The sequence below is a fragment of the Bradyrhizobium ivorense genome (assembly GCF_900696085.1).
In the GTDB taxonomy this organism is placed as follows: Bacteria; Pseudomonadota; Alphaproteobacteria; order Rhizobiales; family Xanthobacteraceae; genus Bradyrhizobium; species Bradyrhizobium ivorense.
In genome coordinates, this window is sequence record NZ_CAADFC020000007.1 from 86,371 (window position 1) to 100,448 (window position 14,078).

At 66.3% G+C, this 14,078-nt stretch carries 18 protein-coding genes; 1 reads left to right on the forward strand and 17 read right to left on the reverse strand.

What is annotated here, in order from left to right; genetic code table 11:
- Positions 1 to 116: 116 nt before the first annotated feature.
- From CI41S_RS10730 to CI41S_RS10795, 14 genes are all read right to left on the reverse strand, one after another.
- Entirely contained in the window at positions 117 to 1,133 is a 1,017-nt protein-coding gene (locus CI41S_RS10730; RefSeq protein ID WP_139858993.1) for a WD40 repeat domain-containing protein, read from the reverse strand.
- Complete coding sequence (locus tag CI41S_RS10735) at positions 1,133 to 2,185, reverse strand: CobW family GTP-binding protein (protein ID WP_139480613.1); 1,053 nt, start codon at positions 2,183 to 2,185, stop codon at positions 1,133 to 1,135. The genes CI41S_RS10730 and CI41S_RS10735 overlap by 1 nt, the downstream gene beginning before the upstream one ends.
- A gap of 58 nt (positions 2,186 to 2,243) precedes the next feature.
- Entirely contained in the window at positions 2,244 to 3,116 is an 873-nt protein-coding gene (locus CI41S_RS10740; RefSeq protein ID WP_139858937.1) for a metal ABC transporter solute-binding protein, Zn/Mn family, read from the reverse strand.
- Between the two features lie 2 nt (positions 3,117 to 3,118).
- A complete protein-coding gene (locus CI41S_RS10745) occupies positions 3,119 to 3,988 on the reverse strand; it encodes a metal ABC transporter permease (protein WP_139858938.1) in 870 nt (289 codons plus the stop codon).
- Between the two features lie 5 nt (positions 3,989 to 3,993).
- Positions 3,994 to 4,749: a metal ABC transporter ATP-binding protein gene (locus CI41S_RS10750; RefSeq protein ID WP_139858939.1), complete on the reverse strand. Its 756-nt coding sequence runs from the start codon at positions 4,747 to 4,749 to the stop codon at positions 3,994 to 3,996.
- Between the two features lie 4 nt (positions 4,750 to 4,753).
- Positions 4,754 to 4,945, reverse strand: a complete 192-nt coding sequence (locus tag CI41S_RS10755; RefSeq protein ID WP_139858940.1) for a hypothetical protein — start codon at positions 4,943 to 4,945, stop codon at positions 4,754 to 4,756.
- Positions 4,946 to 5,883: 938 nt separating this feature from the next.
- On the reverse strand, positions 5,884 to 6,645 hold the full coding sequence (locus tag CI41S_RS10760; RefSeq protein ID WP_139858941.1) for a serine acetyltransferase domain-containing protein: 762 nt from the start codon (positions 6,643 to 6,645) through the stop codon (positions 5,884 to 5,886).
- Positions 6,646 to 7,076: 431 nt separating this feature from the next.
- The gene (locus tag CI41S_RS10765) at positions 7,077 to 7,565 is read right to left on the reverse strand and encodes a DUF2852 domain-containing protein (RefSeq protein WP_139480608.1); all 489 of its coding nucleotides are present in this window, start codon (positions 7,563 to 7,565) and stop codon (positions 7,077 to 7,079) included.
- 132 nt (positions 7,566 to 7,697) lie between these two features.
- On the reverse strand, positions 7,698 to 8,429 hold the full coding sequence (locus tag CI41S_RS10770) for a TetR/AcrR family transcriptional regulator (protein WP_139480607.1): 732 nt from the start codon (positions 8,427 to 8,429) through the stop codon (positions 7,698 to 7,700).
- A 335-nt stretch (positions 8,430 to 8,764) separates the two neighbouring features.
- Positions 8,765 to 9,133 carry a YciI family protein gene (locus CI41S_RS10775; protein WP_139858942.1) on the reverse strand — a complete coding sequence of 123 codons (369 nt, stop codon included), beginning with the start codon at positions 9,131 to 9,133 and terminating at the stop codon, positions 8,765 to 8,767.
- Positions 9,134 to 9,175: 42 nt separating this feature from the next.
- On the reverse strand, positions 9,176 to 9,601 hold the full coding sequence (locus CI41S_RS10780) for a YciI family protein (RefSeq protein ID WP_139858943.1): 426 nt from the start codon (positions 9,599 to 9,601) through the stop codon (positions 9,176 to 9,178).
- A 106-nt stretch (positions 9,602 to 9,707) separates the two neighbouring features.
- On the reverse strand, positions 9,708 to 10,124 hold the full coding sequence (locus CI41S_RS10785) for a YciI family protein (RefSeq protein ID WP_139858944.1): 417 nt from the start codon (positions 10,122 to 10,124) through the stop codon (positions 9,708 to 9,710).
- A gap of 141 nt (positions 10,125 to 10,265) precedes the next feature.
- A complete protein-coding gene (locus tag CI41S_RS10790; protein WP_139858945.1) occupies positions 10,266 to 10,637 on the reverse strand; it encodes a nuclear transport factor 2 family protein in 372 nt (123 codons plus the stop codon).
- A 132-nt stretch (positions 10,638 to 10,769) separates the two neighbouring features.
- Positions 10,770 to 11,423: a glutathione S-transferase family protein gene (locus CI41S_RS10795; RefSeq protein ID WP_139858946.1), complete on the reverse strand. Its 654-nt coding sequence runs from the start codon at positions 11,421 to 11,423 to the stop codon at positions 10,770 to 10,772.
- Between the two features lie 146 nt (positions 11,424 to 11,569).
- Here CI41S_RS10795 and CI41S_RS10800 point away from each other — a divergent pair, with 146 nt between their 5' ends.
- Complete coding sequence (locus CI41S_RS10800; RefSeq protein ID WP_139858947.1) at positions 11,570 to 12,358, forward strand: SDR family NAD(P)-dependent oxidoreductase; 789 nt, start codon at positions 11,570 to 11,572, stop codon at positions 12,356 to 12,358.
- 50 nt (positions 12,359 to 12,408) lie between these two features.
- Here CI41S_RS10800 and CI41S_RS10805 read toward each other — a convergent pair whose 3' ends face one another.
- The 3 genes from CI41S_RS10805 to cobS are packed head-to-tail and all read right to left on the reverse strand — an operon-like array spanning position 12,409 to position 14,018.
- Entirely contained in the window at positions 12,409 to 12,654 is a 246-nt protein-coding gene (locus tag CI41S_RS10805; protein WP_139480600.1) for a DUF3551 domain-containing protein, read from the reverse strand.
- Between the two features lie 39 nt (positions 12,655 to 12,693).
- Positions 12,694 to 13,260 carry a histidine phosphatase family protein gene (locus CI41S_RS10810; protein WP_139858948.1) on the reverse strand — a complete coding sequence of 189 codons (567 nt, stop codon included), beginning with the start codon at positions 13,258 to 13,260 and terminating at the stop codon, positions 12,694 to 12,696.
- Between the two features lie 5 nt (positions 13,261 to 13,265).
- Complete coding sequence (gene cobS, locus CI41S_RS10815; RefSeq protein ID WP_139858949.1) at positions 13,266 to 14,018, reverse strand: adenosylcobinamide-GDP ribazoletransferase; 753 nt, start codon at positions 14,016 to 14,018, stop codon at positions 13,266 to 13,268.
- Positions 14,019 to 14,078: the final 60 nt, after the last annotated feature.

A 14,078-nucleotide genomic window follows, 5' to 3' on the forward strand; every position in this document is an offset into this window, starting at 1 on the left:
CCCCAGAGCTCGGTCCCGAGAATCAGAACCGAAACTCTAGATTCTTTTTTTGATGCGTTTTCTTCACGCGAACCGGTACCCACTTCGCTCGAAAACGCTTTGCACGCCGCGATCCCTTACATTTCCAGAATGCCCGCGTCACCATCTTCCGAACCGAAGGCGAGCAGCGTGCCCTTGGCATTCCACGCCAGCCCGGAGACCGGAGCGCCGCCGGTCCGGCGCACCAAAATCTCGGCGCCGTCCTCGAGGCGGACCATCAGCACCGTGCCGTCGCTGTAGCCGACCGCCATGATGTCGTTCTTGGGATGGCAGGCCACCACGGCGACCCGCGCCGGCATCGGCGCCAGCATCGCCGGCTCCTTGCCCATCGGCCCGTCCTTGCTGGTGAACGGCCAGACGATCACGCTGTCGGCGCCGGAGGTCGCAAGCCCCTTGCCGCCCGCGCTCCATGACATCGAGCGGACGCGGCCGGGATAGCCGCTCATCCGCATGTGCCGGTTGTCGGCGAGCCGCCAGCCATGCATCGCCGGCTCGTGCATCGCGGTGACCAGAAACTTGTTGTCCGGGCTGAACATGACGGCGAGGTGCGAGCCGGCCCATTCCAGAAATTCCGGATTGGCGGCCATGTTGGGAAACCACAGCGTCACGCCGCCATAATGCGCGATCGCAAGCCGCAGGCCTTTTGGCGCGAACGCCAGCCCGCCGACGGTCGAGGGCACTTCGAACGTCTTCTCCTCGCCTTTGGGATTGCGGACGAAGGCGGTCTTGCCGGCCGACCACGCCACGGTGCCGTCGCCGTGCAGCGCCACATTGTCGATCCAGCGCCGCTTGGCGTCGGTGGCGATCGTCGAGGTCTCGCCCTTGGCGTCGATCGCGATCAGCTTGCCGTCGTCACCGCCGGTAACGATCCGCTTGCCGTCGGAGGCCGCGCACAGGATGGCGCCGAAATGCGTCTCGGTTCGCGTGATCTCGCCATCGGCGGTCACGATCGCGATGGTCTCCTCGGCGCCGACGAAGAAGGCGCGGTCGCCGAGGAAATGCACCGAGCCGACGCCTGAGCCAAGCGGGGTCAGCTTGACGCGGTCGGTGATCGAAACGATGGAAGGCCCGTCGGGGGCGTCGAAGTTATCAATCACGACGTGATGCACTGCTCGAAGCCGTCGCGGATCGCCTGTTCCGGCAGATCGCGCCCGATGAACACGACCCGGCTCTCGCGCTTCTCGCCGTCCTTCCATTGCCGCTGATGGTCGCCCTCCAGCATCATGTGGACGCCCTGGAACACGTAGCGGTCGTCGTCGCCGGTGAAGGCGAGGATGCCCTTCGAGCGCAGGATCTTCTGGCCCTCGGTGGCGACCAGCTGCTGCAGCCACGGCATGAACTTGGTCGGGTCGAGCGGCTTGTCCGAGCGCAGCGACAGCGACTGCATGTCCTCGTCGTGATAGTGCTTCAGCCCGTGGCCGTGATCATGGTGGTGGTGATCATGATCATGGCCGTGATGGTGATGATCGTGGTCGTGGTCATGATCGTCGCCGGCCTCGAGGAAGTCGGGCTCGATCTCCAGGATGCGGTCGAGATCGAACGCGCCGCGCTCCAGCACGTCGGTCAGCCCGACCTGACAGCGCTCGGTGCGGTGCAGCTTTGCGTAGGGGTTGATGCCGCGGATGCGGGCCTCGACCTCGGCAAGCTCGGGCTTGGAGACGAGGTCGGTCTTGTTCAGCACGATGACGTCGGCGAACGCGATCTGGTTCTTGGCTTCCGGCGCATCCTTGAGGCGGTCGCTCAGCCATTTGGCGTCGGCCACCGTCACCACGGCGTCGAGCCTGGCGTTCTTCTGCACGTCCTCGTCGACGAAGAAGGTCTGCGCCACCGGGGCCGGATCGGCAAGCCCGGTGGTCTCGACGATGATGGCGTCGAACTTGCCCTTGCGCTTCATCAAGCCGTCCATGATGCGGACGAGGTCGCCGCGCACGGTGCAGCAAACGCAGCCATTGTTCATCTCGAACACTTCCTCATCGGCGCCGATGATGAGGTCATTGTCGATACCGATCTCGCCGAATTCGTTGACGATGACGGCGTACTTCTTGCCGTGGTTTTCCGACAGGATGCGGTTCAAGAGCGTGGTCTTGCCGGCGCCGAGATAGCCCGTCAGCACGGTCACAGGAATCTTTTGTGAAGCTTCAGCCATAACAACTCCAAAGGAACATTTGGAAGGGCGCTCGACCCCGGCAGGGAGGCCCCTGCCCCTAGTTGGCGAGCGCGCTGGTCAGGGCCTTTATATTGTGCCTGACCATGTCAATGTAAGTGGGTGCGGGGCCCTTTTCGCCCGTCAAACTGTCCGAATACAGGGTGCCGCCGATCCGGGCGCCGGTCTCGGCCGCGATCCGCTCGATCAGGCGCGGATCGCTGATGTTTTCGAGAAAAACTGCTGGAATTTTTGCGGCCCTGATCTGGGCGATGATGGCGGCGATATCCCGTGCGCTGGGCTCGGCATCGGTGGAGACGCTGAGCGGCGAAAAGAACGTGACTCCGTAGGTGTCAGCAAAATAGCCGAAGGCGCCGTGGGTCGAGATCACCTTGCGCCGCGCCTCCGGTACTCTCGCCACCGCGTCGTGGACCTCGCGGTCGAGCACCTCGAGCTTGGCCAGATAGTCGTCGGCATTGGCCTTGAAGACGCCGGCCTGGTCGGGGGCCGCGGCGATCAGCCCATCGCGGATATTGACGACGTAGATCTTCGCATTCGCCACCGATTGCCAGGCATGCGGATCCTCATGGCCGCCCATCTTCCGCGGCATGATGCCTTTGGTCGCCACCGCGACCGGCGCCTTGCTGCCGGAGGCTTGCAACAGCCGCGGCAGCCAGCCCTCGAAGCCGAAGCCATTGATGACGATCAGCCGGGCGTCGGCGACCTTCTTCGCATCCGCAGGCGTCGGCGCATAGACATGCGCGTCACCATCGGGGCCGACCAGCGCGACCACATCGACGCTGTCACCGCCGACATTGCGCACCATGTCGGCGAGGATCGAGAAGCTCGCGACGACGTTGACCCGCTCGGCGGCCGGCGCCGGACCGCTCGCCATCGAAAGCGCCAGAGAGATCAACGCGAACAGCCGCCGCATCGTCACGCCTCGAGATGCCGGCCGGGGAACAGTTGCCGCACCAGCCCGCTGACATTGCCGAACAGCAGCGACACCACGTAGAGGCCCGCCGCAACCAGGATGATCGCAGGGCCGGACGGGATTCGCGTCTGGTACGACAGCACCAGCCCGGCATAGCCCGACAGCATCGCGCTCGCCACCGCGATGCAGATCATGGTGGTGATGTCGCGCGACCAGAACCGGGCGATGCCGGCGGGCAGGATCATCAGCCCGACACCGAGCAAAGTGCCGAGCGCATGAAAGCCGTTGACCAGGTTGATCACGACCAGCGCGAGGAAGGCGAGATGCGCCGGCGCGCCGGCCCGGCTCACGGTGCGCAGAAACACCGGATCGACGCATTCGATCACCAGCGGGCGGTAGATCACCGCCAGCACCAGCAGCGTGAGGGTGGCGTTGAACGCGATCACCAGCAGCGTCTGGTCGTCCATCGCGAGGATGTTGCCGAACAGTACGTGCAAGAGGTCGATGTTGGTGCCCTTGATCGAGACGATGGTGACGCCGAGCGCGAGCGAGACCAAATAGAAGGTCGCAAGCGAGGCGTCCTCCTTCAATTCGGTATTGCGCGCGACCAGGCCCGCCAGTAGCGCCACCGTAAAGCCTGCGATCAGGCCGCCGGTGGTCATCGCGAACAGGCTGAGCCCGGAGATCAGGAAGCCGATCGCCGCGCCGGGCAGGATCGCATGCGCCATGGCATCGCCGACCAGGCTCATCCGCCGCAGCATCAAAAAAACGCCGATCGGCGCGCCGCCGAGCGACAGCGCGATCACCGCCGCGAGCGCCCGGCGCATGAACTCGAATTCGGTAAAGGGCGTGATCAGCGCGTCGGAAAGCATCGGCGTCAGGCGGCCCTCGAGCGCGGATCGACGGCGCAGGCGGCAGCCGAGTCGTCGAAGGCCTCGCACATCCGCATCGCGACCATCAGATTGTCTGGTGTCAGCGCCTCTGCGGTCGGGCCCCATTCCACCGGGCCGCGCGCCAGCAGCAGCGTCTCCGGGAAATTGTTGCGCACCATGTCGAGGTCGTGCAGCGCCGCCAGCACGGTGCGCCCCTCGGTGTTCCAGCGCTTCACCAGCGCCAGCAGGTCGGCGGTGGTCTTGGCGTCGATGGCGTTGAAGGGTTCGTCGAGCACGATCAGGCGGGCGTCCTGCAGCAGCACGCGGGCGAACAGCATGCGCTGCATCTGGCCGCCGGACAGCGTGCCGATCGGCCGGTTCTCGAAGCCGTTGAGCCCGACCGCGGCGATCGCCGCCAAAATCTTGTCCCGCGCGGCCTTGGCGATGCCGCCAAAGAATCCGGTGGCGCGCCACAGCCCGGTGCCGACGAAGTCGAACACCGCGATCGGGAAGGTTCGGTCGATGTCGGCCGACTGCGGCAGATAGGCGATGTCGCGGTGGTCGAGCCCGTCGAGATCGATCACGCCCGCCAGCGGCTTGAGCACGCCGGCGATGCCGCGCAGCAAGGTCGACTTGCCGGCGCCGTTGGGGCCGATCACGGCAAGCAGCGCCCCCGCCTCGACCACGCCGTTGAGGTGGTGCACCGCCGGGTGGCGGTCATAGCCGAGCGTGACATCCCGGAAGGTGACCAGCGCGCCCACGGCCCTACCTCATCGCCAGCCAGACGACGCCCCACAGCCCGGCGCTGACCGCCAGCGCCGCCGCCAGGCGCGCCGGAACCGTCATGCGCAGGATCGACCAGGGCGCGATCTGGGCCGGATGCGGCGCTGCCGGGCCGTGGCTGTGGCCGTGATGGGCGTGGGAATGTTCGTGGGGGTGGGAGTGCGTATGGGCCATGGGAACAATGTTATATTATAACATAACGCGAGTCCATCGGCGCGGGCTTCGCGGTTTGCCGAGCAGGGTTGCAAGGGTGGGTGCCGGGAACGGAAGTCGCGGCGCAACCGCTGGACCGTCATCCTGAGAGGGTGCGAAGCTTTGTCCTCACCCACCGCTGTCATCGCCCGGCCTGTGCGCAATTGCGCACATGGACCGGGCGATCCAGTACGCCGCGGCCTCTCGCTTCTATCACCGGCGTCTCTGGAATACTGGATCACCCGGTCAAGCCGGGTGATGACACCGAGCAAGCTGAGCAAACCAACACCGTCATCCTGAGGTGCGAGCCTTGCGGCGCAAGTGCGCCGCAAGGCTCGCACCTCCAGCGACAAAGGCGAAGCCTTTGCGCGGGGATGACGGGAAAACAGCAAGTGCGCGGTCAAAGCATAGTCTCGCGTTCCCGCGGCATGACCTGCCCGAGTTTTGCTCTTCGTTCCGCCCTCTCCGTTGGCAGAGGGCGCAGGGAAAGCCGGGTGCCGATCGCACCCATGGGCCCGGTGCAACAAAAAGCACCGGGGTAGGACCACAGGTGAAACCGGATACTCCGGCTTTCCCTGCGCGATGGGTTACGGCTTATACGTGCTTACCCCGGCGAGACTGGGCTTTTTTGTCACCGCTACGGCAAAGGCGCTTGCGCGCCTTGCCGGAGGACACCTGCCACTAGGGCGTCAGGCCTGCACGACTTCACCGTCCGCCTGGCGTGCTCTCGTCAGCCACACACCCGGCGTCCACCGCATCTCACCGCAACACTTGTGACGACTCGCGAAGCGCCCCTCGATCGGGTGAGACGGCGGCATTAGACATCTGAGTTGGGGGGCGCGTCAAGAGAAAATTCCGAAAATACGAATCCATCGGTATTACGGAAATCGAAGGCGGCGCCCATCTCGCCGGCGCGCCGCTCACGGCATCGCCGCTTCCGCGCAGTTGGTCAGCCGCGCGGGGACGCCGACGGCGGTGCAGCCGGGCGGCACGTCCGAGGTCACCAGCGCGCCGGCGCCGATTTTGGCGAAGTCGCCGATGCTGATGTCGCCGATCACGGTGGCACCGGCGCTGAGCAGGACGCCGCGGCCGATCCTCGGGGCGCGGCGCGGATCAGCCTGATCGCGCGAGATCGTGACGTTCTGCAGGATCGTCGCCTCGTCGCCGATCGCAACCAGCGCGCCGATGATCAGGCCAGTGCCGTGGTCCAGAAACACCTGCGTGCCGATCGCGGCCGACGGATGAATGCTGACCTGGAGCTGGTCCGAGGCCGCGCTTTGCATCAGCCGCGCGAGATCGGCGCGGCCGCCGCGCCACAGCCAGTTCGAGACCCGCCAGGCCTGCAGCGCCACAAAACCCTTGAAGTTCAAGAGCGGTGGCAGCAGGCCGGTGATCGCGGGATCGCGGCGAACGATGGCTTGCAGATCGCGGCTCGCCGCTTCGACCAGCGCCGGCTCGGCGGCGAACGCCTCGCGCGCTGTGCGGGTGAACTGCGCGCGATCGGCTCCGGCGCTACCGATGCGCTGGCCGATCAAGGACGCCAGCGCGCTGCTGAGATCGGGGTGATCGAGGATGGTGGCGGCTGCTGCGCTGAGCATGGAATCGGCAGCCATGGCGGCATCCGCCTCGCGGCGGAGCTGCTGCCAGAGTTCGCGGGTCGACAGGAATTTTGCCGTGTTCATGAGGCGCTCTCGTCGTCGGACTCCAGAATTGAGCACGAGAACGCCGAAACGCAAGCAGCACCGAGTGAGGGACGCAATGCTGCGAGGGTTCCCTCTCCCCTTGCGGGAGAGGGTTAGGGAGAGGGGTGCCGCATGCTCCGATCTTGGTTGGACACGAAGAGCTGTGTTCGAGGGTCGAGATGCAGGTTGATGTGATTTCGTACAACGACCGACGTCAGCGCCCGGGGCCACCCCTCTCCCCAACCCTCTCCCGCAAGGGGAGAGGGAGCCTGAACGCTGTGCCCCCCTCACAGTGCTTCCAACTTCTGGTGCGGTTCGACGCACTCGTCCAAAAGCGAAACCGCCCGCTTGCGTTGCGCAAGCGGGCGGCTCGTGGCCATCAGGTGCTATGGGGGCACATCGCCTGAAGGCTTAGCTTGGTGCCGCGCGGCTTAGCTCTGCGGCGGCGGCTCGTTCGGCGGGGTCGGACGGGTCCGCTGCTGGGCCATGAAGGCGTCGAACTCTTCCTTGTCCTTGGCGTGACGCAGGCGGTTCAGGAAATCCTTGAACTCCTTCTGCTCCTCCTCAAGACGGCGCAGCGTCTCGGTGCGATATTCGTCGAAGGCGCGGTTGCCGCTCGAGGGCGGGCCGAAGCCGAAGCCAAAACCGCGGCGCTCCATGCGGTCACGCATCCGGTCCATCTTGTACTGCATCCGCTCCATCTTGTTCTGCCAGCGATCCATGTCGTGGTGACTCCAACAGGCCATCTTTCTGCTCCCGAGTGTGAAAAAGAGAATGGCGAGACCGATCGGCCACCAGATCATGAAGCCGAGGATGATCAGCGCGATCTTGAGGGGGTGCCACGGCGCCCAGTGCATGTGCGGCGGGTACTGCTCTTCGACGGGGCCGCGCCAGCGATTGACATCAGCGGTGTAGGCCATTTCCCTTCTCCATCACGGCATCACGCCGTTGTGAATGTAAATAACATTTACATAGATAGCCGATCCCTTGGCGAAGTCAAGCGGAGCGGATGACGCACCCAGCTAATTATTTTCGGGTCTATTTTTGAAACTTTATTTCGCCTTGCCCCAAGGACCAGCCTTTTCGCCGGCCTTGTCGCCGGTCGGCTTGTCGTTCAGCGGCGGCGGCGTGGCACCCGGCCGGCGATCGGTGGGGAAGCCGAGGCCGCGCAGATAGATCAGCACCTCGGCCTCGAGCAGGTCCTCCGCCGACATCGGCAGTTTTCTGCGCGCGGCATCGCCGCGGCCGAACAACGAGGCCACGCCATGCGACATCGACCAGATGTGCAGCGCCATCATCATCGCCGGCGGGCGCGGCGTGCCGGGCGGCGCCAGCGCGGCAAGCCGCTCGGCAGCGGCACGGATGATCGCAAAGGCGCGCTCGCCGGCGGCCATGAGCGCCGGATTTGCATCGGGCGGCAGCCCGGATTCGAACATCGCCGAGTAGAATGCGGGCTCCTGGCGCGCGAAGGCGAGATAGGCCTTGCCGACCCGCTCGAACGCCGTGACGGTGTCGGGGCGGCCGTCGTCCCAGGCCTGCGTCAGCTGCTGCTCAAACTGCTCGAAGCCGCGCTGCGCGATGCTGGCGATCAATTCGTCGCGGTCGCGGAAATGCCGGTACGGCGCCGCCGGGCTGACGCCGGCCATGCGCGCGGCATCGGCGAAGGTGAAGCCGGCCGGCCCCTTCTTCGAAATCAGGTCGAGGGCGGCCTGCAGCAACGCCTCTTTGAGATTGCCGTGATGATAGCCGCGCTCGCTGCGGCCTTGGTCCTTCCGCCAGCTCATGTGAACGGCTTTTACATGAGGTCGCGGTAAAGGTCACTAGCGGCGGGATGCGGCCCCGACCAAGATTAACGGACCGCGTCACCGCAAACGCTTTCTCGCCCCGTCACCCTGAGGTGGCCGCTTCTTCAGCGGCCCTCGAAGGGTCGACGGCGACCAGCCGGGCCGATTCATCCTTCGAGGCTCGCAAGAGCTCGCACCTCAGGATGACGGGGAGATATCGCGGCGGCGGCTCGCTCAGTCCGTTGCCCGGATGGAGCGCAGCGCAATCCGGGGTGACCTCGCGACGAAGAGACCGCCCCCGGATTTCGCTTCGCTGCATCCGGGCTACGAAGACCTTACCGACCCGGGATCGGCAGCACCGGCATGATCTCCACCGCTTCGCCCGGGAAGATCGTGAAGTGCGGGTGGTTCTCGAACAGTTTTGCGGCGGCCTCGTGCGACTCGGCGCGCACCACGGTGAAGCCGGTCATCAGGTTGGAGATGTCGGCGATCCCGCCGGGGCCGACCCGCTTGGTCTTGCCGAGCGGCCCGCCCATCTCGACCAGCACGTCCTTGTGCTTTTCGACCCAGGCGCCCCAGGCTGCCATGCCCTGCTGCTCCTTGGCGCGCCGCTCGGCTTCGGGCATCGCGTTCCAGGCGGCCATGCCGCTGCCAGTGCTGCCGCTGCCGAGATAGACCGCGAGGAATGTTTTGGTGGCGCTCATCGTGTGCTCCGTTGTGGTTGGTTGGGTTGCATAGTTGGTGGATCAGCGCAGCGCCTTGCCCCAGCCACCCTGCGGATGCTCGAAGGTGGCCGCCGCCTGCTGCACCTCCTCGGAGAAGTCGCCCATCTCCTGGACCTGGCGGATCTCGATGACCTCGTTGGCGGTGGCCGGGCACTTCTTCGCCCATGCGATCGCCTCCGCGCGCGAGGCGACGTCGATCATCCAGAAGCCGCCGATCACCTCCTTGGCCTCGGTGAACGGACCGTCGGTGACGACAGGCTCGCCGGTCGCGAAGCTGACTCGGGCGCCGGTCGCCGGCGGATGCAGGCCCTCCAGCGTGATCAGCACGCCGGCATCCTTCAGCGCCTGATTGTACTTCATCATCGCGGCGACGCGCTCGGGGTCGAGGTCGAGCTTGGCCGGCGCGGTCTCGTAGCCGTGCGGGATCATCAGCATCATGAAACGCATTGTTGGTTCCTTTTTCCGATGTCATTCCGAGGCCTGCCCGGAATCTCATGCAACAACTTCTGGATTCCGGGTTCAGCCCTGCGAGCCGCCGCGGAATAACGCTTCGTCACTTCTTCGTGGTCTGGGCGCGCAGGCGCTCTTCCTGGTCGCGCAATTCGGGGGTCAACGCCTCGCCGAAATCCTCGGCCGCGAAAACCTGGCGGATTTCGATCTCGGAGCCGCCGTCGAACGGCGCGCGCTTCATCCAGTCGATGGCCTCGTCGAGCGATTTGGTCTCGATCAGCCAGAAGCCGCAGACGAGATCGCCGGTGAGGCTGAACGGCCCGCGGGTCACGGTGCCCTGCCCGCCCGCATATTTCACGCGCGCGCCCTTGTTGGTCGGATGCAGCCCCTCGCCGGCCTGCATCACACCGGCCTTGACCATCTCCTCGTTGAACTTGCCCATTGCGGCGAGCAGTTCGGTGCTCGGCATCACGCCGGCCTCGGTGTCCTTGTTCGCCTTCACGATCACCATGAACTTCATCGTCCTGCTCCGTTGTCCTCAAGGCCGGTTTGGCCGCTGCTCGCCTGAAAGACGATGCGGACCTTGCCGCGCCGACACGCCCGATGAAATTATTTGCCAGGTCATTGCGGCGCGATGTCGCGCAGTTTTCCGGATCATGCTTCAGCGTTCTCGCCTGACCAGCGCGCCGTCCCGGTATTCCGGGCCGAAATAGACGTCGATGCGCTGCACCTTGTCGCCGTCGAACACGAAGAATTCGGTGTTGCGAAAGCGCGTGCCGTCCTTGGCGACGCATTGATAGGTGACGAAGGCGTCACTGCCGTCGACCATGATGCGCTCGATCGCGTGGCGGCCGATCCAGTTGCTGTCGCGCCAGCACCTTTCGAAATAGGTCGGCTTGTCGATGGCATCGTCGTAGGGCGAGGTGAAGCGGAACTCGTCCGCAAACGCGTTCTCGACCGTGGCACGGTCGTTGGCGAGATAGGCGGCGAAGATCGCGCGGATGGTCTCCGCCTTGTTGCCAGCTGCAGCCATGTCATCTCCACATGCGTTGCCCGGGCATCCGAAGCGGCAATCGCTCCGGAACCCGGGCCTCGGATGGAAGACGAACGGGGCGGCCCGAATGCGACAAGCGGGCCGGGATTTTCTTTTGAGGCGGAACCGCGCTCAGCCGTCCTTCGGCAGCATGCCGAAATAGGGCTCGGCCGCCTCGAGCACGCGCGCGAAGGACGGCCGCGCCTTCAGCCGTTCCAGATAGGCGGCAAGCCGCGGATGGCCGTCGCCGAACGGCTCGTTCATGTCACCGTAGAACAGCGCCGGCGCCGCCGAGCAGTCGGCCAGCGTGAAGCGCTCGCCCATCATCCAGCCGCCGTCCGCGATCTCACGTTCGAGCAGCGCGTAGGTGGTGCGGATCTGGGCGCGCGCCTCCGCGACGCCGAGGGGATCGCGCCGGTCCGCCGGGCGGAGCCGGTCGAGCACGACCTTCTGCATCGGCAGATGGATGTAGAGGTCGATGACACGATCGCGCTGCCGGGTCTGCAGCGCGAGCGCGGGATCCTCGGGGATCAGCCTCTTGGCGCCCGGATAATGGCGGTCGAGATATTCGATGACGATGCTCGATTCCGGCACCGTCTCGCCGCGGGCCGCGTCCTCAAGCACGGGAAAGCGGCCGATCGGCCAGAGCGCGAGCAGCGCGGCGCGCTGCGCCGGATCGCCGAGATTGACCAGGTTCGGCGTAAACGCCGTACCGTTCTCGTGGAGCGCGATCAGCGCCTTCCAGCAGAACGACGACAGCGGGTGGTAATGCAGTGTAAGTGACATCCGGAACTCCATTAATCTGGTCCACGGGCACAGGACGAACCGGAGCGCTCCGCGCCGACATCTTAGCTCGGCGATATTTGGGCCGCGCGGTTGACATCACCGGGCAAAGATCGCAGACGGGTCGAGCCTCGAACGACGGACGCCTGATGAATTCTCCCGCACAGAAAGTCGCACTGGTGACCGGCGCCGCGCGCGGCATCGGGCTCGCGACCGCAAAACGCTTTCTCGCCGAGGGCTGGCGCGTCGCGCTGCTCGATATCGAGGGCGAGTTGCAGGCGCGCGCGGTGGCGGCGCTGGAGCGGCCCGACGACACGCTGGCGCTGACCTGCGACGTTTCTGACGCAGAAGCGGTAGCGGCGGCGATCGCGGCGGTCAACCAGCGCTTCGGCCGGCTCGATGCGCTGGTCAACAACGCCGGCGTCGCGGTGTTCGCGCCGGTGCTGGAGACGTCGGATGCCGACTGGAGCCGGATCATCGCGGTCAACCTCACCGGCCCGTTCCTGTGCACCAAGGCCGCCGCGCCTGTGATGCGCGAGCACGGCGGCGGCGCGATCGTCAATATCACCTCGATCTCGGCGGTGCGCGCCTCGACGCTGCGCTCGGCCTACGGCACCAGCAAGGCTGGGCTTGCGCATTTGACAAAACAGCTCGCGGTCGAGCTCGCTTCGCTCGGCATCCGCGTCAATGCCGTCGCGCCCGGCCCGGTCGAGACCGCGATGGCGAAAGCCGTGCACACGGCGGAGATCCGCGCCGATTACCACGACGCGATCCCGCTGAATCGCTACGGGCTGGAAGAGGAGCTGGCGGACGCCATCTTCTTCCTCTGCTCGGACAGCGCCAGCTACATCACCGGCCAGATCCTCGCCGTCGACGGCGGCTTTGACGCCGCCGGCATCGGCCTGCCGACGCTGCGCGGCCAGCGGCGCAACGGGTAGCGCAATCCCTCAACGGCCGCGGTTTGCGAACGCGAGCCGACGATCACCGTTCAAAACCCGCGCGGGCGCGGCTGCCTGGCAGCGTAATAGGGGTTGACCAGGCAGGTCGCCGGCAGCCCCGCCGCGGCGCCCTGGCACTGATCCATCGATGTGAACAGACAGTCCATCCGCTCGCCGATCAGCTCGCCGTAAACCCGCATGCAGATCGGGTAGCGCGCATCATAGGTTTGCGCCGCCGCCGGCCTTGTCATCCAGAGAACGCCGAGCGCGAGCAGCAATGCTCCGAGTAATTTCATGTGTGGCCTCCTGCACCCTGCCCTCCTGCACTGGCTATATCACCGCTGGTTCACCGCGACCACGCGCCAGGCACCCTGCAGCCGGTCGATCCGGGTCAGCGACAGCGGGTCGATGACGAAGCGCAACGCCAGTTCCGGCGCAAGCTCGAGCGCGATCGCGAGCAGCGCGCGAATGGTGCCGGAATGCACCACCAGCACGACATCATCAGCCGGCAACCGCGCGAGCCCGGCCCGCGCTCGCTCGATCTGATCGGCAAAGCTTTCGCCGCCGGGCGGCCGGTTGGTCGCGGGTGCGTGCCAGAACGCCCCATAGGCGGCGCCGAGCTCGGCCTCGAGCTCGCTGTGGCGGCGGCCGGTCCAGTCGCCAAAATCCTGCTCGCGGAAGGCATCGTCCTCGATCGCCGCGAGGCCGAGCCGCGCCGCGGTCTCGCTTGTGCGCCGCGCCGGGCTGCAGACGGCGAAGCCGCGCTCCGGCAGCCGCACGCGCAGCGCCGCGAAGGCCGCGGCATCGCCGAGATCGGCCGGCGCATCGGGTGCGTGGATCACGCCGCGCGGCCCGTCGACCGGGGCGTGTCGGATCAGCCAGAGCCGGGTTTCGCTATTCATCACGCTCACCCCAGCCGGGCTGCGAGCAGCAGCAGGATCGCGGTCTCCGCGACCTGCTCGGCGCCGCCGAGCACGTCGCCGGTCAGGCCGCCGATCTGCCGCTTGGCCAGCAGCGCCATGATCAGCGCCGCGGCGCCGGCCGCGATCGCGGCGAGCAGCGCGCTCGCGAACGGAAGCATCAGAAACGCAATCACAAGCGCGATGCCCACACCGATCGCAGCGATCGCGCCGTCGGGCCGGCCGGCATTGGCAGCAAGCCCGTCGCTGCGCGCATTGGACAGGCTGATCGACAACCACGGCAGCACGCCGCGGCCCAGCGCATGCGCGGCGATCAGGCTCTGCACGACCACGCCATTCGGGATCGCCGCCAGCGCCGCAAGCTTGGCGGCAAAGCCGACCAGCAGCGCCAGCGCGCCATAGGTGCCGAGCCGGCTGTCGCGCATGATCTCGAGCTTGGCCGCGACATCGCGGCCGCCGCCAAAACCGTCGGCGACGTCGGCAAGCCCGTCCTCATGCAGCGCGCCGGTCAACAGCGCGCCGCCGCCGAGCGCGAGCGCCGCGGCGGCGAGGTCCGGCACACCGGCCGCGCGCAGCAGCATACAAAACAGCCCGATCGCGGCCCCGATCAGCGCCCCGACAACGGGAAACAGCCGCTGCGCCCGGGCAAAATTCTCCGGCCGCGCGCCGTCCCGATGCGGCATCGGCAGCCGGGTCAGGAAGGCGGTGGCGGTCCTGAGATCGTCGAGCCATTCACGCATGATTACAGCCTTCGAGGAGCTTCTTGTTGGGCATGATCCTGTCGGAAAACCGCTTCACAG

Bases quoted from the DNA above. Each gene is read 5' to 3' on its own strand.
- CI41S_RS10775 (WP_139858942.1), bottom strand. From the start codon at position 9,133: ATGAGCGCCACCAAAACATTCCTCGCGGTCTATCTCGGCAGCGGCAGC.
- CI41S_RS10770 (WP_139480607.1), bottom strand. From the start codon at position 8,429: ATGAGCTGGCGGAAGGACCAAGGCCGCAGCGAGCGCGGCTATCATCAC.
- CI41S_RS10765 (WP_139480608.1), bottom strand. From the start codon at position 7,565: ATGGCCTACACCGCTGATGTCAATCGCTGGCGCGGCCCCGTCGAAGAG.
- CI41S_RS10800 (WP_139858947.1), top strand. From the start codon at position 11,570: ATGAATTCTCCCGCACAGAAAGTCGCACTGGTGACCGGCGCCGCGCGC.
- CI41S_RS10810 (WP_139858948.1), bottom strand. From the start codon at position 13,260: ATGAATAGCGAAACCCGGCTCTGGCTGATCCGACACGCCCCGGTCGAC.
- CI41S_RS10785 (WP_139858944.1), bottom strand. From the start codon at position 10,124: ATGAAGTTCATGGTGATCGTGAAGGCGAACAAGGACACCGAGGCCGGC.
- CI41S_RS10780 (WP_139858943.1), bottom strand. From the start codon at position 9,601: ATGCGTTTCATGATGCTGATGATCCCGCACGGCTACGAGACCGCGCCG.
- cobS (WP_139858949.1), bottom strand. From the start codon at position 14,018: ATGCGTGAATGGCTCGACGATCTCAGGACCGCCACCGCCTTCCTGACC.
- CI41S_RS10805 (WP_139480600.1), bottom strand. From the start codon at position 12,654: ATGAAATTACTCGGAGCATTGCTGCTCGCGCTCGGCGTTCTCTGGATG.
- CI41S_RS10745 (WP_139858938.1), bottom strand. From the start codon at position 3,988: ATGCTTTCCGACGCGCTGATCACGCCCTTTACCGAATTCGAGTTCATG.
- CI41S_RS10755 (WP_139858940.1), bottom strand. From the start codon at position 4,945: ATGGCCCATACGCACTCCCACCCCCACGAACATTCCCACGCCCATCAC.
- CI41S_RS10795 (WP_139858946.1), bottom strand. From the start codon at position 11,423: ATGTCACTTACACTGCATTACCACCCGCTGTCGTCGTTCTGCTGGAAG.
- CI41S_RS10740 (WP_139858937.1), bottom strand. From the start codon at position 3,116: ATGCGGCGGCTGTTCGCGTTGATCTCTCTGGCGCTTTCGATGGCGAGC.
- CI41S_RS10790 (WP_139858945.1), bottom strand. From the start codon at position 10,637: ATGGCTGCAGCTGGCAACAAGGCGGAGACCATCCGCGCGATCTTCGCC.
- CI41S_RS10735 (WP_139480613.1), bottom strand. From the start codon at position 2,185: ATGGCTGAAGCTTCACAAAAGATTCCTGTGACCGTGCTGACGGGCTAT.
- CI41S_RS10760 (WP_139858941.1), bottom strand. From the start codon at position 6,645: ATGAACACGGCAAAATTCCTGTCGACCCGCGAACTCTGGCAGCAGCTC.